We start from the raw sequence: 21069 nt of genomic DNA, 5'->3' as shown, positions 1-21069 counted from the left end.
CTTGACAAACAAATGCGAGACCCAATTATGCTATACTAGAAAAAACTATTCATACATTAAAGACAGGTTCAAGTGGTAAAATGAACCTTAAACAATAGGCAAAAACAATCTATAGAAATAAGGTTTAAAAACCTAGGCCCTGTTGATCAAATTATTCATAGTTTAATCGCTATATCACATACTATTTAACCTGATAGCACGCGCTACAATCTTTTATTTACTAATAATTTTTAGTGACTGTTTTTAGTAACTATAAAGGAGCCAATAGCGGCTTTGACGGTAGCTACTGAGGTAATTATGACTGAACTAACCACCCAATACGATCCAAGCGCCAATCAGCCTGTTGATCCTACGATATTGAATCTAACCAATAGTGCCGCGCAAAAGGTGCGCCGACTTCGTGAAGAGGAAGGCGATAGTAATCTGATGCTACGAGTCTATGTGACTGGTGGCGGCTGTTCAGGGTTCTCCTACGGCTTTAACTTTGCTAATGATCTGGCCGAAGACGATGCTAACTTTGATAATGGCGATGTGACCTTAGTGGTTGATTCGCTCAGCTATCAGTATCTACAAGGCTCAACGGTTGACTATACCGAAGGATTAGAGGGCGCGCGCTTTGTGGTGCAAAACCCCAATGCGACGACGACTTGTGGCTGTGGCTCATCGTTTTCTATTTGACTATCCTTTATCTGCGTTTAACAGTTTTGGGTGGTTGATATCATTTTAAAGCATCTATTTATAATAGGTGCTTTTTTGTCTTAAAGAACTCTAGACTGATATGATTGCAACAAAAATGCTCTTATGTTCAATGATAAAAGCTTTGTTACTATCATGAGTTGTTATTTTAAAATATCCGCCTATTAGCGGACCTAATTAAGTTTTAATGGGTTAAATATGATTAAACAGACTCTAGCTAAAGCTTACTGATTTTGTAAGTTTACATAGTTTTTAGCATAGCTTTGGGCTAAACTGACTGCATTATTTACGGCCTCTATTGTCTAGTTTAAAGTTGCCTAGCTTAGAGCAAGCTTTTGCTTTAACGCAGCGCTTATACCAGCACCTCTTACATAATAAATAACAACAGATGAATACTATGAGTAAATTCGCCAATAGCTTTGTTGACTTTAAGATTCCAGATTGGTTCGATAGTGAGCACCTAGCAGGTATGCTGCGCGGCATCGAAAAAGAAGGTCTGCGCGTTAGACCTGATGGTTACTTAGCTCAGACGCCGCACCCTTTAAAGCTTGGCTCAAAGCTCACTCATCCATTTATCACGACTGACTATTCAGAGAGCTTACTTGAGCTGATTACCGACCCTCGTAGTACGCCCAAAGATACGCTAGCGATGCTGCGCCAATTGCATGTATTGGTCTATCAAGCACTGCCTGAGGGTGAGCTGATGTGGCCGTTATCTATGCCGTGTATGCTGTCGTCCGAAGATGAAGATATCCCATTGGCGGATTATGGTAGCTCCAACACAGGTAAGCTTAAGACGCTATATCGTAGTGGCTTAGGTATTCGCTATGGTCGCCGTATGCAGACTATTGCAGGCCTGCATTATAATTTATCTTTCGGTGATGGTTTATTTGAGCATTGGCAGGCTCAATTAGCCAATAAAGGTTCTGAGTCCTTAGCTGATTTCAAAAACGATAAGTACTTAGGTCTTATTCGCAACTTTAAGCGCTTGACCAGTTTAGTGCTCTATCTGTTAGGAGCCAGTCCTAGCGTCTGTCCGTGTTTTATCGCAGGACGTGAGCACGACCTTGAGCGGATGAATGACTCGACCCTTTATAAGCCTACGGCAACCAGCTTACGTATGGGCAAACTTGGTTATACCAACAGCGTACAAGAGCAGCTCGATATTCGCTATAACAATTTGCCAGAGTATGTGGCAGGTCTGCGTCGTGCTATTCAAACCCCACATGATAGCTTCAAAAAGCTAGGTCTAAACGATGCCGATGGCAATCCCATTCAGATCAATGATCACATCTTGCAGATAGAAAACGAATACTATAGCCCTATCCGTCCTAAGCAAATCGCTGATCGTGGTGAGACGCCGACTGAAGCGCTAGAGCGACGCGGTATCGCTTATGTTGAGTTTCGCGCGATTGATCTAGACCCATACAGCGATGTTGGTATTCGTTTATCAAGCGCTTGCTTTTTAGAGGTGATGGCACTGTATTGCTTGCTTAATGACTCCCCTGAGCTGATGCCCAATGAAGAGGAGGAGCTGGCGATCAATCTTGAGCGCGTGGTCAATGAAGGACGTGCTGATAATCTGCATATACTGAATAACGGGACTGAGCAACCTTTACAAGATTGGATGCTAGATCATTTAACCAGTATGCAGCCTTTGGCAGCACTGCTTGATGCGCATCACGGCGGTAATGATTATCGTGCAGCGGTCGCGCTGATGCAAGGCAAAGCAGGACACTCTGAGTCTACTATCTCAGCGCAAGTGAATGCTGATAGCGAGCGTTTAGGTAGCCTGTGGCAGTTAGGCTTTACGCTAGCTAACCAGCATCGTGACTCTCTATTGCAGCAAACCCTCAGCCCAAATACTCAAGCTAAATATGAAGTATTAGCTGAGAAATCAATATTACAACAAGCTGAAATAGAAGCTGTCGAAACAGAAGACTTTATAGACTTTGTCCAGCAATATCGCTAAGCCTGCTAAGTCTATAACCTAGCCCCTTTTATAAGAGCATCCCTTCAATGCAACGTCTAAGCACCTATCGTAATTTGCAAATACTCTTGGTTGTGATGACCGTTATCGGCATGAGCTTTGCGCTGTTTTTTTTGCAGCGCTATATGGGCCTCTCTCCTTGTCCGCTCTGTATCTTTCAGCGTATTGGTCTGATGGTCATGGGCAGCTTTGCACTAGTCGCTGCGCTATTTAATCCTAAATCTAAAGCGGTCAGACTCGTTCTATGGCTGGGTAGCTTATTAGGGATAGGCTGGGCTGCTGGCGTAGCAGCGCGTCATGTTTGGTTGCAGCATCTACCAGCCGATCAAGTCCCCTCTTGTGGGCCTGGGCTTGATTATTGGCTCGACACTCTACCTATGAGTGAGGTGCTCAATCAAGTATTCGCAGGTTCTGGTGAGTGCGCATCAGTAGATTGGACTTTTTTAGGATTTAGTATTCCTGAGCAATCACTGTTGTTATTCAGCCTATTGCTCATTGTCCATATACTGATACTAGTAAGAATCTTAAAGCCAAGATTATAAATTGGAGATTATAAAATGATCAATCTTTGCTATACACCATGTGTTTGTTAGATATTAAGGCGTGTTTTAGGAGTAGTGAAATCAATAACACATAAGACACCTGTTTCAATGCTTCTAGATATCATCATCACTACGCAACCATCTTATTTGATAAAAGTTTACAGTAGCACTATATTTCTACAACGTTAATTTTTACTTTTACGCCTGTATGTCCATTATCATACGTATTTCGACAGGTTAACTAGTAGCTCCTATCAACTAACAACTGTAGCGAGACTGTTGTAGATGTAGCACTAGCATGATGGTCTCTATCTCGTTGTAGCGCTGTTCAATAGTTGGTGTAATTATGAAGTATTTGCTGCCTTTTGCACTTGTACCTTTACCCAAAACCATTAATTTTAGCTGTAGACAGCTTTTAGTGGTGGCATCATGCTCTTTGCCGTTATTGGGCTGCAATAATCAATCTGCATCCAGTGCCAATAACACCAGCAACGACGATAGTTCTGTAAGTGATCAAGTAATCGAAGAAAAAGCGCCTTCATTAGTAGCTGACACTACAATTGAGGAAGCTAGTAATAATGATAAAATCTCAGTAGAGGATAAAGGTACATCCCTTATGGATTCGGCTAAAGCTGATGATATTGAGGAGAAGAGACGCTCGCCTATGATTGCAGAAAAACGTGCTGGTAGTGCTCTACAAGCGACTTTGATCGGTAATTATATGGGTATTCTACCCTGTTCGAATTGCGATGAGATTACCTTAACACTCAACTTGCATTCTGATGGCACAGTCAAACAAACTAGCATCTATGAGAATCCCAAAACAACACGTCCCACTCTGGTTGAGACTGGGGTGTATCGTCAAGATAATGATATGATTACTATCGTCTATAGTAAAGAAAACATAGATAGTTATCGTATTCAAGACAATCACTTAGTGATGTTAGATGCCAATAAAAACCCTGATCCTGACTATACTTTATCGCGTTACTGATCATCAACAACAAATTATCATTAACAATAACTTGCACAAACTTATAAATCCTAATCATAATACTCATAAAATATTTATCTTAAATAACTCGTTAACGTCTAACTGACATTTTGTCGCTAGGCGTTTTTTGTTGCCTGTCTATTAGTAGTATGCCTGTTAGCAATATGGCTATTAGAGTAGTGCTATTAGAGCTGCGATTAATGCGCTACAATAAGCGCAGCTAGGGTATGCGACCTATTTCGTTACTATTCTTATTTTGCTATCCTTATTTCACTTTCATATTCACTTCATTGAGCTCAGGTTCGTTTATGCATATTCATATCCTTGGTATTTGTGGCACTTTTATGGGGTCATTAGCCTTATTAGCACGTAGCCTAGGTCACACAGTGACTGGCTCAGATGCTAACGTTTACCCTCCTATGTCCACTCAACTTGAGCGTGCTGGCGTGACTATTAATGAAGGTTATTTAGTAGAGCATCTACAGCCTACTCCTGATTTGGTCGTTGTAGGTAATGCGATGAAACGTGGTATGCCAGTGATTGAATATATGTTAGATCAAGGCTTGCGCTACACCTCAGGGCCGCAGTTTTTGTCGGAAGAGGTGCTGCAGTCGCGTCATGTTATCGCTGTGGCTGGTACGCATGGTAAGACCACGACGACGACTATGCTGGCGTGGATACTTCATTACGCGGGTATCGATACTGGGTTTTTGATCGGTGGCGTGCCTCTGGTTGATACGACGGATGAGCATTTGCAACAAGTATTTGCGCATAGTAGTTACCTAGGGGCAGAGACTCTTGACGGCGATAGTTCTCTTGATAGTACGGACTCTGTGACTCAAGGCTATTTCGTTATTGAGGCGGATGAGTATGACTCTGCGTTTTTTGATAAACGCTCAAAGTTTGTACACTACCGCCCGCGTACTGCTATCCTAAACAACCTTGAATTCGATCATGCGGATATATTTGCAGATCTAAATGCTATTCAAACGCAGTTCCATCACATGATCCGTATGATTCCGAGCAACGGTAAAATCATCATGCCAGCGGATACTGTGAGCTTAGAAGATACTTTAAGCAAAGGCGTTTGGACACCTGTTTGGCGCACTACTGTCACCAATGAGTCCTCACCTGATAGCTCAAAAAGCACAATAACAGCTACTAATGCTGACTGGCAAGCCGAGCTCATTAGCGCAGACGGTAGCCAGTTCAAAGTAAGTTATAATTCAGATGCTGATAACCACGATAATAATAGTAAAGACAAATTAAAATCTGTCGTCGATTGGTCGATGAGTGGTCTGCACAATGTCAATAATGCCCTAGTCGCTGTCGCAGCGGCCTATGATGTAGGCGTTGATATAAGCGTTGCATGTGCCGCCTTATCTGCTTTTGCTGGTATCAAACGTCGTATGGAGCTCATCGGCAATACTAACGATGTATTAGTGTTTGATGATTTCGCTCATCACCCGACCGCTATTGCGACAACGTTAGACGGCGCAAAAAAGAAGCTAACAGGCAGACGTCTTTGGGCGATCATTGAGCCGCGTAGTAACACGATGAAAATGGGTATTCATAAAGACAGCCTAGCACAGTCAGCTATGCTAGCAGATCATACTATCTGGTACGAGCCAGCAGGGCTTGAGTGGGGACTAAAAGAAGTCATAGAGAGCGCTGATATTAATAGTAATGATAGCGCGACTCAAAATAGTAAGCAGCAAGTGCTAACGAGTATAGAAGCTATCATTGAGCACATGACGGATAATATACGCGCGAATGACGCTATTATCATCATGTCTAATGGCGGCTTTGAGGGCATCCATCAGCGCTTATTAGTCGCTTTGGATAAGGTATCGACTTAGTTTTCATTGACGATTGTTATTGAATATTATTGATAATTCCTAAATTCTGTTCTGTAACCGACCGTTAACCTATTTTATCTGCAAAATAGCAAAGGTTTTGTTTTTCTCACACAGCGCCTACATAGGTAACACTTTGTACTTACTCTTCAAGCTATTGAATGTTTACAATAACTCTATTGGAATAAAGGCGTTGATTTTTAATCGTCTTATTTCAAAGATTACTTAATAAATACTATAAACAATACAAAAGCTGGGAGAATTATTATGGGTTTTATCTGGATGATTATCGTCGGGCTAGTAGCAGGACTATTGGCGCGTGCTATCAAACCTGGTAACGATGCTATGGGCTGGATTATGACCATTGTATTAGGGATCGTTGGTGCTATGCTAGGTGGCTTTGTCGCAGGTCTTATCGGTATTGACGCCGATGGTGGCTTTACAGGCCTTATCTTCTCAGTAATCGGCGCCATTATCTTATTGTTCTTATATGAAATGATAATGAACAAACGCCGCGTGTAATAGCGTTTAGTGCGTTTAATATTCACTGATATATGCTTATAGTGATACTAGAAGACTTTACCTCAGGTAAAGTCTTTTTTGATACTCGCCTATAAATTCATATTGATAAATCTCTTTTTTGCCCCCATTTACCTTATAATAAAGCACCTTTTTTTATTGCTATTTAAGTTCATTCGTATTTTTGAGGTAAGCGACATGGCCGTACTTAATATCTTAAGCTATCCCGATCCACGCCTGCGTACCATTGCCGCACCAGTAAAGCAGGTCGATGACAACATTAAAACTCTAATCACTGATATGATTGAGACCATGTATGATGCCGAAGGTATCGGATTGGCAGCGTCACAAGTGGATGAGCATTTGCAGCTTATCGTTATGGATCTGTCTGAGAATAAAGACACCCCGATGGTGTTTATTAATCCCAAAGTCACGCCATTGGTAGAAGAAAAACAACCGTACGAAGAAGGTTGTCTGTCGGTACCAGAAGTATATGACAAAGTTGAGCGTCCTAATAAAGTGCGTATTGAAGCTTTGGATGAAAACGGTGACGCTATTGATCAAGAAGCGGAAGGTCTACTGGCTGTCTGTATTCAGCATGAAATGGATCATTTAAACGGCGTTATCTTCGTTGATTACTTATCTAACCTTAAGCAGAACCGTGCTCGTGATAAAGTCAAAAAAGTACTAAAAATTCGCGAGAAAAACTTAGAAAAACAAGCACAACCTAGTAACGTCTAAGCTATCAGTAATTAAGTGTATATGAGGGCTTATTGCCTTTGTTTACACTTTTTTTTGCTCTGGGTTTTAGAACTATTCGATTTAACATTTTTGTTTTCAACAAGGTTTACTATCATGACCATGATCAAAATCGACCAATATTTTGACCCTGCTGGCTGGCAAAAATTCACCAAAGCTGCTGAGGGACGTGAAACGCCTTTTTTGGTAGTCGATCTTAATCGTATCAAGGTTAAATTCAATGAAATGGTTGGCTTGTTTCCTGACGCAAAAATTCATTATGCGATGAAAGCCAGCCCTGCGGTTGAAGTCATTAACTTATTGGCGGATTTAGGTTCTAACTTTGACTGCGCCTCCATTTATGAGTTAGATCGTGTCCTTGATTGCGGTGTTGATGCTACGCGCATCTCCTACGGTAATACTATTAAAAAAGCTAAAGATGTCAGATATGCTTTTGAGAAAGGCGTAACGCTTTATGCCACTGACTCAGAAGCAGATCTCAAAAATATCGCTGAGCAGGCTCCAGGCTCAAACGTATTTGTACGTATTTTAGTCGAAGGATCAGATACCGCAGAATGGCCATTATCACGTAAGTTTGGCTGCCATCCTGATATGGCGGTTGACTTATTGATCCAAGCACACAAATTAGGGTTGGTGCCTTATGGCGTCTCGTTTCATGTAGGTAGTCAGCAAAAGTCAGTCGCCGTATGGAATGACGCTTTGCTCATGGTCAAAGACATCTTTGATCAGCTATTGCATGAGCAAGGCCTCAAGCTGCAAATGATAAATCTAGGTGGCGGCTTCCCTGCTAAATACCTTAATCAGATCAATACCATCCAAGACTATGCTGGATCAGTAAAGCAGTATTTGCTAGACAGCTATGGTGTGGATGATATGCCTGAGATTATCTTGGAGCCTGGGCGCTCACTGGTAGCTAGCTCAGGAGTGTTAGTCAGTGATGTGGTACTCATTTCACGCAAAGCGAATGAAGAAACCACGCGCTGGGTCTATACTGATGTGGGACTGTTCCAAGGACTCATCGAGACTTTAGGAGAGGCCATCAAGTACCCTATCTATACTCCAACAATGGCAACTTCGACCCAATCTGGTCGAGTCGTATTGGCAGGACCGACTTGTGATTCGGCGGACATCATGTACGAAGAAACCGATTACCAGCTTCCACAAGAGCTCGCTATTGGCGATAAAATCTATTGGCTCGCGACTGGCGCTTATACTAATTCGTACTCTTCTATTGAGTTCAACGGTTTTCCACCGTTAGAAGTGGTTTACGTCGATTAATAGCTGGCAAATTAGCTATTAAAAATTGGGATAAAAAAAGCATGATGCTGCAAATGTCAGTATCGTGTTTTTTTATCGTATGGTTTTTTAGTAGCTGTGACTACTGTACTAATAGCTGAATAGGTACGCTGTTACTAGTAACGCTATCACGATTGCTGCCATAGCTTGAACTTTGGGTTTGGCTATTTTCTGAAACTTGTCCGATAGTTACCCAGTGCCCGCGCGGAACGATAATCGTACTATTTAATCTTTGACCTTGAATAGTGCTATTTTGGCTACGATTATTTTGACTGTATCTAGAATTTGCGCTTACTAATTTTTCTTCTGCTTGCGCCAATTGCACTTCAACTTGTCCAGTAGACAGCAGTCTCGGTATAACTTGAATGCCTTGTGTGGTCGGTAATAGAACTTGCTGTTGAATGATAATCTGCCTTGTTGGGCGATTATAAGTGGGATAACTATTAATTCGATAGTTTTGGGCTAACGAATACAGCGTGTTAGTACCTATACTCGCCGCACTGCCTGACAAGGTTTGCACTTGATACAAGCTATTGCTCTGCTGGTTAGTATTACTTTGACTAATAACCCCTGCGCCTTGAACACCTCTATTACTGATGATCACTCGACCTTGCTGGATATTGCCTTGAGTACTACTGCTATTACCGACGCGTACTGCAACTGTCAGAGCTTGCGGTTGACCATCAATTTGACTTATTAATTGTTGTACGGCCTGATAGTTAGTGGCAGTCGTTCTGAGCACTAGCTTGTCTTGGTAAATTGTGACTGTCCCACCATCGCTAGTACTATTTAACTGCTGACGTACTGCTGGCAGTAGAGCATTGCCGCCATAGGTATGGATAACGTAGGTTTGATAATTATTCTGATAAGGGGCGGCTTGGGCTGGAGCATAAAGGGAAAATGTTGTTGCTAGCGCTATAGAGGTTATAGCAAGGTTTTTCATAATACTACTCATTATTCTCACTCCATAACCTCCAATTTACTATCATCAGTCGCTAGTTCCTACTCATTCAATCCCAACACATCTTGCATATTATATTGGCCTGATTTTTTATGCGCTATCCAAGTGCTAGCCCGTACAGCACCTGCGGCAAAGGTCATTCTTGCCCGCGCTCGATGAGTAATCTCCACTACTTCACCATCAGCGATAAACATCACCGTATGGTCACCGATTATTTCACCACCACGAATCGCATGAATACCTATAGTACCTGCTTCGCGTACGCCTGTTTGACCTTCGCGGCCATAGACAGCGACCTGTTTTAAGTCCTGTCCACGCGCTTCGGCTACTGCTTCTGCCATCATAAAGGCCGTACCCGATGGCGCGTCTATTTTATGCTTATGATGTGCCTCAATGATTTCTACGTCGGCCTCAGTGCCAAAGGTTTTTGCCGCCATAGCCAATAGTTTTAACGATAAATTAACGCCAGTTGAGTAGTTACCCGCGTAGACGATAGCAATATGTTTGCTGGCCTCAGTCAACACTTGCTCTTGCTGCTCGTTAAAACCCGTTGTACCAATAACCATCGCCACTTTATGTTCCGCGCAAATCTGCATATTTTGCTCGGTAGCCTCTGGTAAGCTAAAATCAATCAACACATCGATATCATCAATAACGGCGACTAAGTCATCGACAATTTTTATATCTATACATCCTATTGAGGCAACTTCACCAGCATCAGCGCCTACCAAACTTGAACCTTGACGCTCGATAGCTGCAGCAAGCGTCGTCTGTGGATTATCTTGTACGGCCTCTATTAACATACGCCCCATGCGCCCACCTGCCCCGATGACACCGATATTTATAGGTTCATCAGCCACTTTTTTATTCGCTTTTTTTGTCATCTTTTTATCCTAAAGTTCTATTTTTTGAAGTTATCAGAATTGGCTATTTGGTGAATATCATAGCATAAATTGATTTTACTACTGTCCTAAAAAAGCTCAACTGTTTCACATGAAACAGTTGAGCTTAATCATACTTTTAAAAGATTACTTACTTATCAAACTTCTTAATCAAACCACCTAATCAAAAAGATCGCCAATTTTTTTGAAGAAGGACTTTTTATGTGGTGATTGCTTATGATGGCTATCCCCATCTAAGGTGTCTTGGAACTGACGCAATAAGTCTTTTTGCTCGCGATTTAGATTCACAGGTGTCTCGATGATGACGCGGCAAATCAGATCACCTTTCATAGTCGTGCGTACTGGGGTAACGCCTTTACCACGTACTCTTAGCAGCTTGCCACTTTGAGTACCCTCAGCGATTTTGATATTGACTTTGCCATCCAATGTTGGGATTTCGACTTCTTTACCGAGGGCAGCATCAGTGATGCTAACAGGCACATCCATATACAGATCAGCGCCTTGACGGGTAAAGACATTGTGCGGCTTGACGCGAACTTCAACGTATAAGTCACCGTTTTGTACGCCTGCACCGCCCGCTTCGCCTTCACCTGCTAGACGAACACGATCACCGTCGTCAACACCTGCTGGAATCGATACTTCTAAATTGCGCGACTTGTCTTTGACGCCTTGACCATGGCAGTCAGAACAAGGGTTTTTGATTTGCTTACCTGAGCCGCCACACTGTGGGCAGGCTTGCTGTACGGCAAAGAACCCTTGCTGCATCCGCACTTGACCTTGACCATGACAGGTCTGGCAAGTAACGATATCAGAAGATTTTTTCGCGCCTTTACCATCACAGGTATCACAAGGGGCAGGAGCGCTAAAACTGACTTCTTTTTTGCAGCCACGCACGGCTTCCTCAAGAGTCAGCTCAATGACGTATCGAAGATCCGAGCCGCGACGCGCACGCCCACCACTGCCACCACGTTGCTGACCGAAAATGTCACCAAAGTTGCCAAAGATGTCGCCAAAGATGTCTTGGAAGTTACCGCCGCCTGCACCGCCAAAGCCGCCGCCACCCATACCATTCTCGAACGCGGCATGGCCCATACGATCATAAGCGGAGCGCTTATCAGCATCGCTTAAAACCTCATAAGCCATTGACGCTTCTTTGAATTTTTCTTCAGCGTCTGGATCGTCAGAGTTGCGATCTGGATGATATTTCATCGCCAATTTACGGTAAGATCGTTTAATCTCTTTGCTATCTGCGGTCTTAGCGACGCCTAATATCTCATAAAAATCACGCTTACTCATGGGCTCTCCTATCGTCAATACAGTCGCCTTTACCGATAATTATGCTAGTAGTCATTTTGGATAATTAATGATGCTTCACATGAAACATTAGGTATCTAAATAACTAGTCAAAACGAATATTTACTAGTGCAAGTAGCATAGGGCTGTTTAACTAAATCAATTAATATAAGTATAAAAAAGTATAAAAGTTTGGGCTGTTAATGGTGATGGCAAGCTGATTTATCAAGCTTGTCATCACCAAAATTATTATCTATTCAGTTTCGATATTCAAAAACCTACCTTTAGACGTATTTACATTTATTTTTCACAACAGCAAAGGGTTAAGTCATGCTAATATTTATCGCCTTATAAAACCCGATACGTCCTATTAAAAGCGCTCCTACACCAAAGGTCATTATGAAAAAACTGCTCGCTCTGCTTATGTTACTGGTCATCGTCACTATTGCTGTTTATGCAGGCTCGCCTTATTACAGTGCCTATCAACTCAAAAAAGCTTATGATGCCAAGGATGGCGCAACTATTGCTGCTGCAATTGACTACGAGCAGGTGCGCCCTAGCGTCTATAATCAATTGGCAGGTAAGTTTGCCAATACTTTAACTCAATATCCACTGGTCGCTGAGCTGGGCGGTGCACCCCTCAAACAAGCCGCTGATAATTTTATTAGCCAAGCCGTTGAAGGCGCGATTACTACAGAGAACATCGAAAAGCTTATTAACACCCAAGGTCAGGCGAATAATGCGACCAAAGAGTTGGCAGCGGCTTGGGCAATCGCGAGCAATCAAGTCGATCTTAAGAACTTGATTCAAGAGCTGATCATTCAACGCGGCGATGTCAATGCCGTGGTCAAAAACCAAATGCAGCAAATTATGACAAAGCAAGCTAGCGAGCTTGAGCGACAAGCGGCACAAGGTGAAGATAGCTCTAAGCCAACGCTAAGTTACTGCGGTATCAATTGCTTTACGATCAGCGGACAAGTAAAAGGCTATCCACTGACTATAGAGATGCAACGTCAAGGTTTAATCGATTGGCAGATCGTTGATGTGATATTGCCTTAGGGCGTGTTTTGGTCTGATAATCTAACTGACAAGTGAGCTTATGATGCACGCTCAAGTATTACCCAATAAAATGATAGCGCAGTCTGAACACTTATCGATAACGATACTAGATGGCGGGATGGGGCGCGAGCTTGAGCGCCGCGGTGTGCCCTTTCGCCAGCCTGAATGGTCGGCGTTAGCATTGAGTTTGGCGCCCGATAGTGTTCGTGATACCCATTTAGACTATATAGCAGCTGGAGCGACGGTCATTACGGTCAATAGCTATGCCGTCACGCCTTTTCACTTAGATGAGCGATTCTTTAGTGAAGGCGAACAGCTTATAGAAACAGCCGCCAAACTCGCCTTTGAAGCCGTACAAATAAGCAAAAAGAAGGTAAGCAACAACCCTGTATCTGTACAAATCGCTGGCTGCTTGCCACCCCTATTTGGCTCGTACCAGCCTGATTTGTTCGATGCCAAACAAGCTCCTGCTATTGCACGCCCGTTACTATCTGGACAAGTAGACTATGTCGATACTTGGCTAGTAGAGACCCAAAGTAGTATTACTGAAGCGTTAACTTGGTATCAGCTGATTACTGAATTTACAGCGACTCAAACAGATAGTACGCCCAAACCCATTTGGATCGCCTTTACGCTAGATGACAATGATCTAGATAGCAACGATGATAACATTCGCGTCCAAAAAAACATCGTATCCAGTCAAACTGTAAGCACGCCTATGCTACGCTCTGGCGAAACAGTAGCCGAGGCAATACGGGTTATGATGACTCTAAATATCGATGCTATATTATTCAACTGTAGTCAGCCCGAGGTCATGAATGCTGCATTGCAAGTTGCAAAAGAGATGATCGATAGCGCTTCTTCTACCTTGCAGTTAGGAGTCTACGCTAATGCTTTTGTTGCAAAACAAAACCACAAACAAGCCAATACACAGCTGCGCCAAATGCGTCAAGACACTACCCCTGAACAGTATTTGAAGTGGGCCTCACTCTGGCAAGCCTCAGGTGCCACGATCATTGGTGGCTGCTGTGGTATTGGCGTTGAGCATATCCAATACCTTGCGCAGCATGTAACAAACAACCAATAACTTAAGTACTATAAAAGTTTATTCTACGCCCAAGAATGCCAAAAACTCAGGACTCTCAAAGCTGGCTTGAAACAACACCCCATCATCACGATAGATGGCTGGGGTGGCAATCACTGCAAGGCCTGCTGCTTTCTCGCGATTAGGCGTCACGAAATCCTTACTACAACTGGCGGGTGCTGACGTCATCTCGCCGCTCAATAGCGCTTTATCCAGCGCAGTGCGGCGACTGCTGTCATCGGCTTGGCACCAAATTGCGCGCATTTGTTCAGGCGACTCTTCATAGATAGGATAGCCGATGGTCTTTACCGTCACACCCTTACTATTCAAGCTATTCATTTGCTTATGTAGCAAACGACAATACGGACAATTGACGTCAGTGGCGACATAAATCACTGCTCGCTCAGTAGTAGTCGCTGGATAAGTAATCAGCTGCGACGTATCTAGTGTCTCAAATACAGACTGGTTCTTGAGCTTTTCAAAATTCTCATCGAGTCCTATAAACTGTCCGTTTTCTATTACAGATATCTCGCCATCCGTGATGTACTGCGCATCATCTGATAATAGAAATGGCACGCCCTCTAAGGTCGCTCCCCAAATAACACCTGGCACCGCAGTATAAAAAAACGGTGTTTTTTCACTCATATTTTTGAGCTCGCTCATATTAGCGAGTATGGAAGATTTGGCTTGGGCAGAGACCGGCTGTCCAATCTGGCTGCTGTTGCTGCGAGCAGGTGTTGTACTGATGACACGCTTACTTGGATTCTTGTTCAGCTCACCCTGAATAACGTATTGACCATCAGCAGTGATATGCAATGGCGGCTGCGCTACTAGATCAACTTGATACATATTCGGCAAATTCGATAGCGTAATAGCGACAATCTCAGTCTTTATGCCGACCTCTAACAGTACCTTACGTAAATAACTGTCGGTAGCAGCCGTTACTGTACTCGTCTCTGTAACGCTTGGTACATTTTTACTGCTCCCGCCATTAGCATTAGTAGTGGGTGTAGATTGTGCACAAGCGCTGGTCGCCAACAACATGGCGCTAATAATAGTGGCAGATTTAAACGTAGGTAGTTTCACAGGATAGTCCTATCATATTTTGAATAAGGCGTACTTTTTAATCAGTATCAGCTATTTGTATATAGCTGGTTTTTGTATGACTGATAGTATATAAAAAAGTAGATTAAAAATAAAATAAGACTGTAGCACAGAGGGCTAACTTTATAAGGAATCAGCAAAGGTATTATGGCTTATTTTGCAAATCTGCTACTTGCGCTTAAGAGACAAGTAACAGAATCGAGGGATGCACAATAAATATGATTTATGTTTGATAAAGTAGAGCCTTAAAACGGCGTGGCTTTGTAGAATATGATTGGAATTAACTTAATACCTATTATATAAGTTGCTTTTTATCAGAATTATTTATAGGAATTTCGCAAAATCAACCGCGCTAATAGTAGAGGTATAATAATAGAAAATCCTATTTAAAGGATTTTCCTTGCGAAACTATGAGCTAGGTTTAAATAAAGGTTTGGGGAACCTTTATCCTAGTGCAAGAGAAAATCTGTGATTTTCTAGTAATACGATTTTTTGACGTTTCTCAGGTGCGCTGGGCGCACCCTACAAAAGACGTTAATTTAGCCCATAAGATATCAATTAATTGACTTGTTTTTAAAATTTAGCGACTTCCTCGCTGGTTAAAAAGCGACTATCACCTTTCTCTAATCCGTCTAGAGTAATATGACCGACGCTCGCACGATGTAGCTCAGTAACTCTATTACCGAAATAACCCATCATACGTTTAACCTGATGGTATTTGCCTTGTTCCAAGGTTAGACGCGCATGAGTCTCATCGATAAATTCTAAAGTAGCAGGCTTGGTTTCTTCGTGCTCACCTTCTAGCAGGATACCTTGAGCAACCTCTTTAATGGCATTAGCCTGAGCGGCTTCATCCATAGCATCTGCTAGCGTCAGCTCATAAACTTTGGCGTGTTCGTGCTTGGGGCTAGTGACACGATGCAACCATTTACCGTCATCGCTAAGTAATAGCGCACCTGTGGTGTCGACATCTAAGCGTCCTGCCATCCGTAAACTGCTAAGCTCTGGTACGGTAATCAGTTCAGTGACGATCGGATGCTCTTTTTCTTTGAGCGTACATTCAAAGCCTTCGGGCTTATGCAATAAGATATAGCGATTGCCTGTGGCGACAGATAGCGGCTCGCCTACCCACAATACTTCATCGTTGATAATATCGACATGCACACCTGGGTCTTTAATAACTTCATCATTGACTGTGACCTCAGAGGCATGGAGGATTTTCTTAGCTTCTTTACGCGATAACTCGGTGGCTTTACTGATAAATTTATCTAAACGCATACTTATTACTACCTTTGCTATTATAGGGTTTTGTTATAGTGGGGCTAGTTTACCATATCCCAACTATACCTAGACTTATCATCTAACCCTTTATAAAAATAGAAAGCTAAAAAACTAAATGATAAAGTTAACAAGTGATTGAGCTATGAGTTATCAAACCTTACAGCGCGCAGTTACAGCGCGACTTGAGATCAAAAAGTCCGACTTTATCGCTTATGCTTATCCCGTGCATACGCGTGAACAAGCGATGTTTCATGTGGAACAGTTACGCATAAAGTATCCAGACGCGCGCCATTGGTGCTGGGCTTATATCATTGGCGATCCTGACAATACCACTAGCGCAGGCTTCGACGATGATGGCGAGCCGAGTGGTACTGCAGGACGGCCGATATTGAACGTGCTACAACACAAATCTATCGGTAATATTATCATTATCGTTGTGCGTTACTTCGGCGGTATAAAGCTTGGCGCAGGCGGTCTAACTCGCGCTTACGCAGGCTCCGCACAAGCGGCCGTTGATGAGATGCAGCTGTGTCCTTATGTCGCTATGGCACAAGTACAGATAGTAGCGGATTTTGCTAACGAGTCTCAATGTCGTTATGTGATTGAGAGTTTAAACGGTACTATCGACGATGTGGCTTATAGTAAAAAGGTGCTACTGACCGTAAAGCTTGCTGAGCGCGATATTGAGACTTTAAAGACTGAGCTGGCAATGGCAGGAAAAGTACTGGTTAAAGATGAGTAGCATAGTCACCAAAAGATATTGGCACTCGGCTCATTGCTTAGTACTATGATTGCTCAGTACTACATTATCACTACGATTGATTAGACAAATATTAGTTTATAGTTTTGATAAAAATAAGTTTCACGTGAAACCATATAACCAATAAATTTAGAAATAATACACTCCCTTCCACTTTAAACGAACAGATATATCTCTATGGCACCTTTTAATTACCAAGAATTTAAGCCACCTTTTTGGCTAACCAATCCGCATTTGCAAAGCATCTTGCCGAAGTTTTTTGCTCCAAAAACGCCTGAATATCGACGTGTGGTCAAAAAAGACTCGCTCGGTGAAAGCGATATCGCTTATGACTTTTATGATGCGTGGCCGCCAAGCACTACGACAGATACCACAGTAGACGCTACGATTGACGCTAGTGATAAAACACCATTAATCGTCTTGTTTCATGGGATGGAAGGCAGCAGCGATAGCCATTATGCGCGCGCTCTAGCCTATCAAATGCACGCGCAGGGCTGGCACTTTGTGGTTGCCCATTTTCGTAGTTGTGGCGGCATTCCTGCCAGCGGCCGAGTGTTCTATAATGCTGGCGATACGGGGGAGGTGCATCATGCTCTACAGAATCTATGCGCAACTTATGACAACATCTATGCCGTTGGTGTCTCGTTAGGGGGCAATGCCTTGGCCAAGTATATGGGCGAATACGGTGATAAAGCTTTATGCAAAGGCGCAGCGGTCATCTCAGCTCCTGTCGATATGTCCTCGGCGGCTCTTAGTATGCACAGCTTTTTGAGTCATCGAATTTATACCCCTTATCTGCTTAACCCTATTATCAAAAAAGCGCTAGCCAATGACATTACAGCAGAAGAGATCGACTCGATAAAAGCGGTCAATCGCATCAGTGACTTCGATGACATCTTTACCGCTCCGCGTCATGGCTACCGCTCTAATAATCACTACTATCAAGCCTCGTCAGCCCTACCCTATTTACTGAATGTGACTCGTCCATTATTACTCATTAGTGCCAAAGACGATCCATTTATTGGTTTTACCGCCACGCCGAACGATGTCTCTGATCAAGTCACTATCATCGATACTGAGCACGGTGGTCATATCGGCTATTTGCGCTATCGCTCTGATAAAGACAAATCACCGCATCTGTATAAAAAATCAAGATTTGATATCAATTGGATACCTGAAACGGTCAGTGCTTATTTTAATTATATTGGGGTTTCATCCCATAAATAATCATTGAGAGAATGCCATTCTGACCCTAATTTTTGAAATTTTGAGAGTGTTCTATGTATCCTTATCTACGCTATGCCAAGTCTATGGTTGATTCCTTTCGTGATAATAGAAAAACTGGTTTTATTAGTTTGGCAAACACTACTGAAGTAGACGTTCGCTGTAGCGTCACTGATCTCGATCCGATGCTTGAGATGAATAATGGGCGAGTATTGACGGTTTATGACATCGGACGTACGGACTTTATCATTCGTACTGGTCTTGGCAGAGCGCTATTGAAGCAACGTTGGGGTATGGTCGTCGCTGGCAGCACTATTCAGTACCGCAAACGCATTCGTTGGTTTGATAAAATCACGATAAAAACGCAACTGGTTGGCTTAGATGAAAAGTGGCTATATCTTGAGCATTCAATGTGGGTCAAGGGCAAGCCTTGCTCGTCGGTATTGCTAAGAAACGGCATCACTCAAGGTGGCAAGGTAATAGAAATCGCAAGGGTATTAGAGGCATTGAATGAGCCTGATTTGGTTATTGAGCCTGAACCATGGGTGCAGGAATGGATTGAGGCGAATAAGGATCACCGTTGGCCGCCGATGGGGTGAGAAATTACCTAAAATATAAGCTTATCAAACATTAAAACCTATATGTTTGCCTGTTGGAAGCTCGACATCAATACGAAGTTTACCACCCATCGCTTCAACGTATTTTTTCATAGTTGAAATCTTAAGATCATGACCACGATTTTCTATCGCTGAAAGAGACGGCTGTTTAATGCCAAGTGTTTCAGCGAGCTCTTTTTGTGAGAGTTGTAGTTCTTCACGGATGCGATAAAGCTGACTTTCTAAAAGTAGGTTGTCCGCCATTTCTTGAATGCGAGCTTGGCTCTCTGGCGAGCGCTCATTCAATAGTTCTTGCAGTGTTTTAGTCATTAGATGATTCTCCTAATGTTGCGAGATGAAGCTCGTATTGTTGATCTGCGATTGCTAGCATTTCTTTATAGAATCGCTTTTTACCACCTTTGTTGCCGATACAAAGTACAATGGCCTGACGTAATGGATCAAATGCAAAGAAGGCTCGAAGTGGTTTGCCTCGGTGCTGAATACGCAGCTCTTTCATGTTGGTAAATTTAGAATCATACACGGTATCAACTAAAGGGCGGCCTAGACTTGGTCCGTTTTGCTGTAGAACAACCAAAGCAGCTAATACTTTTTCTTGCACAGATTCTTCTTGTTGTTCAAACCATTCTTTAAATAGCTCTGTGGTAATGACGGGGCTGAGATACTGCTAGCTGCAAAAGGATTCTTGCAGTTGAATTAGAAAGTTCAGATTGAAATTTTATAATAGGTTAGTTTTCTGGGCTATCTTTTTGATAGCTTGAAGAGCTAGCCTACTTTTTATAGTAAGTCAGTTCTTAATTAGTCTAAAATGATTTAGTCAGCAGCAACAGAGCGTATTTTTGATAATTAGTAAAACAACTTCGGCAAAAATCTATTCATTAGAAAAGTATTAGTATATTTACAATTATTTCTTTAGATTTTATGATTAGCAAACGTATAATTTATTAGTATCAGTACAGAAGCACCTCGTTTGATAGTGTTCCTTTCGTTTGGAAAAATAGATTTAATACTTTCTCTGAGTAATTCCTCATTTTTTAAGTAAAATTCTTCTAATTGCTTTATATTTTCGATACCTAAGTTTTTAATTCTGTTTATTAGTAAGTCATAAGTAGAGCTCTCAATATTAGGATCTGCAATAATCAAACTGTATTCATGAATAAATACATTTTTTTCGAAACTTATCACATTATTGTTATTACTCATAAAGGATATTAGTGAGGCCTTATTTATTTCAATTTTACTAGGCTTAGATTTAATATCGTTAGTCAAACTTTCTTCATATTCTGATATGGTAGACTTTAGTTTTACGAACTCAATATCGGCTTGCTCTAAAAGTGCTGCGACTCTATAGAAAGTACGTTTTGCAGTGGATGGAATTTCAAATTCACCTTTATAGCCTAATCCATGCTCAATTTCAGCCCATGAATGTTGTAAAATCGTTCTTATTTGAAATTCAAATTTTTGTTCTCCACAGCTAGCATATTCTGGTAGCTTGATCCTTTCTTTCTTTAAACTAGCTACATAGTGCAAACTTCTATAGCCAAACTTATCGTCATCTATTTTTCGCTTGTCTATAGAATTATCATGATCTATAAGAAACTCTTTTTCAATCATATCAGCAATTTGGTCTACTTCGTCATCGAAGTAAGTAATAATGCGTACACCAACAACATCTGTAATATCACTTAAAGCTTCGTATTTTTTACCTTTTCTAAAAACTTTACCTTCTAAGCTATTTCTATCTTTTACTCTAGTTTGAACTTGATGTACTCGAATATTTTTCTGCTCAAGCAGAGAGTTAACTAGAGTAAGAAGTGTTTTATCCAAGTTGTCTAGTATATTTTTTGAACTATCATATTGTTCTAATATAGATTTCATTAAGTAGTCCATTGATATTTTAGTTGATGAATGTCGATAGTCACATCTTACATTACTTTGGATACAACTAAACTGCAGTATTAAACTTAACTACAAATTCATAGTCAAATTTTTTAACTACAAATCTTTAGCTAACTCTATCAAAAGCAGTAAAGGGTGACTTGGAGAGCGGTTTAGCCCTGATTGGAGCGGATATACTTGGCTGAACACTGTGTTGCGGTGACTTAGGCAGACGGGATATCGAGGTAACAGGAGCA

21 protein-coding genes are annotated in these 21069 nt (G+C 42.0%); 13 read left to right on the top strand and 8 right to left on the bottom strand.

The features are described from left to right. Nucleotides 1–297 precede the first annotated feature (297 nt). From erpA to Q9G97_RS00210, 8 genes are all read left to right on the top strand, one after another. Nucleotides 298–678, top strand: coding sequence for an iron-sulfur cluster insertion protein ErpA (erpA, locus tag Q9G97_RS00245; RefSeq protein ID WP_305899253.1), 381 nt, complete (start codon nt 298–300; stop codon nt 676–678). Nucleotides 679–1093: 415 nt separating this feature from the next. Next, on the top strand, nt 1094–2668 hold the full coding sequence (gene gshA / locus Q9G97_RS00240; RefSeq protein WP_305899252.1) for a glutamate--cysteine ligase: 1575 nt from the start codon (nt 1094–1096) through the stop codon (nt 2666–2668). Between the two features lie 47 nt (nt 2669–2715). Further along, nucleotides 2716–3228, top strand: coding sequence for a disulfide bond formation protein B (locus tag Q9G97_RS00235; RefSeq protein WP_305899251.1), 513 nt, complete (start codon nt 2716–2718; stop codon nt 3226–3228). 346 nt (nt 3229–3574) lie between these two features. Beyond that, nucleotides 3575–4222 (top strand): copper resistance protein NlpE N-terminal domain-containing protein, encoded by a 648-nt coding sequence (locus tag Q9G97_RS00230; protein WP_201570791.1) that lies wholly within the window; start codon nt 3575–3577, stop codon nt 4220–4222. 308 nt (nt 4223–4530) lie between these two features. Then, nucleotides 4531–6081: a UDP-N-acetylmuramate:L-alanyl-gamma-D-glutamyl-meso-diaminopimelate ligase gene (mpl, locus tag Q9G97_RS00225; RefSeq protein ID WP_305899250.1), complete on the top strand. Its 1551-nt coding sequence runs from the start codon at nt 4531–4533 to the stop codon at nt 6079–6081. Nucleotides 6082–6345: 264 nt separating this feature from the next. Further along, complete coding sequence (locus tag Q9G97_RS00220) at nt 6346–6600, top strand: GlsB/YeaQ/YmgE family stress response membrane protein (RefSeq protein ID WP_201570789.1); 255 nt, start codon at nt 6346–6348, stop codon at nt 6598–6600. Nucleotides 6601–6795: 195 nt separating this feature from the next. Further along, entirely contained in the window at nt 6796–7338 is a 543-nt protein-coding gene (def, locus tag Q9G97_RS00215; protein ID WP_201570787.1) for a peptide deformylase, read from the top strand. 120 nt (nt 7339–7458) lie between these two features. Next, nucleotides 7459–8634: a type III PLP-dependent enzyme gene (locus Q9G97_RS00210; protein WP_305900346.1), complete on the top strand. Its 1176-nt coding sequence runs from the start codon at nt 7459–7461 to the stop codon at nt 8632–8634. 100 nt (nt 8635–8734) lie between these two features. On the opposite strand, the gene Q9G97_RS00205 is transcribed toward Q9G97_RS00210, so the two are convergent. The 3 genes from Q9G97_RS00205 to dnaJ form a co-directional block, all read right to left on the bottom strand. Then, nucleotides 8735–9595, bottom strand: a complete 861-nt coding sequence (locus Q9G97_RS00205) for a hypothetical protein (RefSeq protein WP_305899249.1) — start codon at nt 9593–9595, stop codon at nt 8735–8737. Nucleotides 9596–9654: 59 nt separating this feature from the next. Beyond that, nucleotides 9655–10497 (bottom strand): 4-hydroxy-tetrahydrodipicolinate reductase, encoded by an 843-nt coding sequence (gene dapB, locus Q9G97_RS00200; RefSeq protein WP_305899248.1) that lies wholly within the window; start codon nt 10495–10497, stop codon nt 9655–9657. Between the two features lie 177 nt (nt 10498–10674). Beyond that, a complete protein-coding gene (dnaJ, locus tag Q9G97_RS00195; protein WP_305899247.1) occupies nt 10675–11811 on the bottom strand; it encodes a molecular chaperone DnaJ in 1137 nt (378 codons plus the stop codon). Nucleotides 11812–12207: 396 nt separating this feature from the next. Here dnaJ and Q9G97_RS00190 point away from each other — a divergent pair, with 396 nt between their 5' ends. Continuing rightward, a complete protein-coding gene (locus Q9G97_RS00190) occupies nt 12208–12867 on the top strand; it encodes a DUF2939 domain-containing protein (protein WP_305899246.1) in 660 nt (219 codons plus the stop codon). Between the two features lie 43 nt (nt 12868–12910). Continuing rightward, nucleotides 12911–13954, top strand: coding sequence for a homocysteine S-methyltransferase family protein (locus tag Q9G97_RS00185; protein ID WP_371747951.1), 1044 nt, complete (start codon nt 12911–12913; stop codon nt 13952–13954). A gap of 18 nt (nt 13955–13972) precedes the next feature. Here Q9G97_RS00185 and Q9G97_RS00180 read toward each other — a convergent pair whose 3' ends face one another. Further along, the gene (locus Q9G97_RS00180) at nt 13973–15037 is read right to left on the bottom strand and encodes a thioredoxin fold domain-containing protein (RefSeq protein ID WP_305899245.1); all 1065 of its coding nucleotides are present in this window, start codon (nt 15035–15037) and stop codon (nt 13973–13975) included. Between the two features lie 591 nt (nt 15038–15628). After that, a complete protein-coding gene (locus tag Q9G97_RS00175) occupies nt 15629–16333 on the bottom strand; it encodes a pseudouridine synthase (protein WP_305899244.1) in 705 nt (234 codons plus the stop codon). Nucleotides 16334–16478: 145 nt separating this feature from the next. Between Q9G97_RS00175 and Q9G97_RS00170 the strand changes: the two genes are divergently transcribed. The 3 genes from Q9G97_RS00170 (at nt 16479) to Q9G97_RS00160 (ending at nt 18919) form a co-directional block, all read left to right on the top strand. Next, nucleotides 16479–17078 carry a YigZ family protein gene (locus tag Q9G97_RS00170; RefSeq protein WP_305899243.1) on the top strand — a complete coding sequence of 200 codons (600 nt, stop codon included), beginning with the start codon at nt 16479–16481 and terminating at the stop codon, nt 17076–17078. A 195-nt stretch (nt 17079–17273) separates the two neighbouring features. Then, complete coding sequence (locus Q9G97_RS00165; RefSeq protein WP_305899242.1) at nt 17274–18323, top strand: YheT family hydrolase; 1050 nt, start codon at nt 17274–17276, stop codon at nt 18321–18323. A gap of 53 nt (nt 18324–18376) precedes the next feature. Then, nucleotides 18377–18919: an acyl-CoA thioesterase gene (locus Q9G97_RS00160; RefSeq protein ID WP_305899241.1), complete on the top strand. Its 543-nt coding sequence runs from the start codon at nt 18377–18379 to the stop codon at nt 18917–18919. 24 nt (nt 18920–18943) lie between these two features. Here Q9G97_RS00160 and Q9G97_RS00155 read toward each other — a convergent pair whose 3' ends face one another. The 3 genes from Q9G97_RS00155 to Q9G97_RS00145 form a co-directional block, all read right to left on the bottom strand. After that, on the bottom strand, nt 18944–19246 hold the full coding sequence (locus Q9G97_RS00155; protein ID WP_305899240.1) for a helix-turn-helix domain-containing protein: 303 nt from the start codon (nt 19244–19246) through the stop codon (nt 18944–18946). Then, entirely contained in the window at nt 19239–19583 is a 345-nt protein-coding gene (locus tag Q9G97_RS00150) for a type II toxin-antitoxin system RelE/ParE family toxin (RefSeq protein WP_305900344.1), read from the bottom strand. Before Q9G97_RS00150 ends, Q9G97_RS00155 begins: the two co-directional genes overlap by 8 nt. A gap of 263 nt (nt 19584–19846) precedes the next feature. Next, a complete protein-coding gene (locus Q9G97_RS00145; protein ID WP_305899239.1) occupies nt 19847–20812 on the bottom strand; it encodes a GTP pyrophosphokinase family protein in 966 nt (321 codons plus the stop codon). Between the last annotated feature and the right edge of the window lie 257 nt (nt 20813–21069).

The organism is Psychrobacter sp. M13 (assembly GCF_030718935.1).
GTDB classification, from domain to species: domain Bacteria; phylum Pseudomonadota; class Gammaproteobacteria; order Pseudomonadales; family Moraxellaceae; genus Psychrobacter; species Psychrobacter immobilis_G.
Note: the sequence above shows the minus strand (reverse complement) of the source record. Positions and strands in the feature narration are given on the sequence as shown.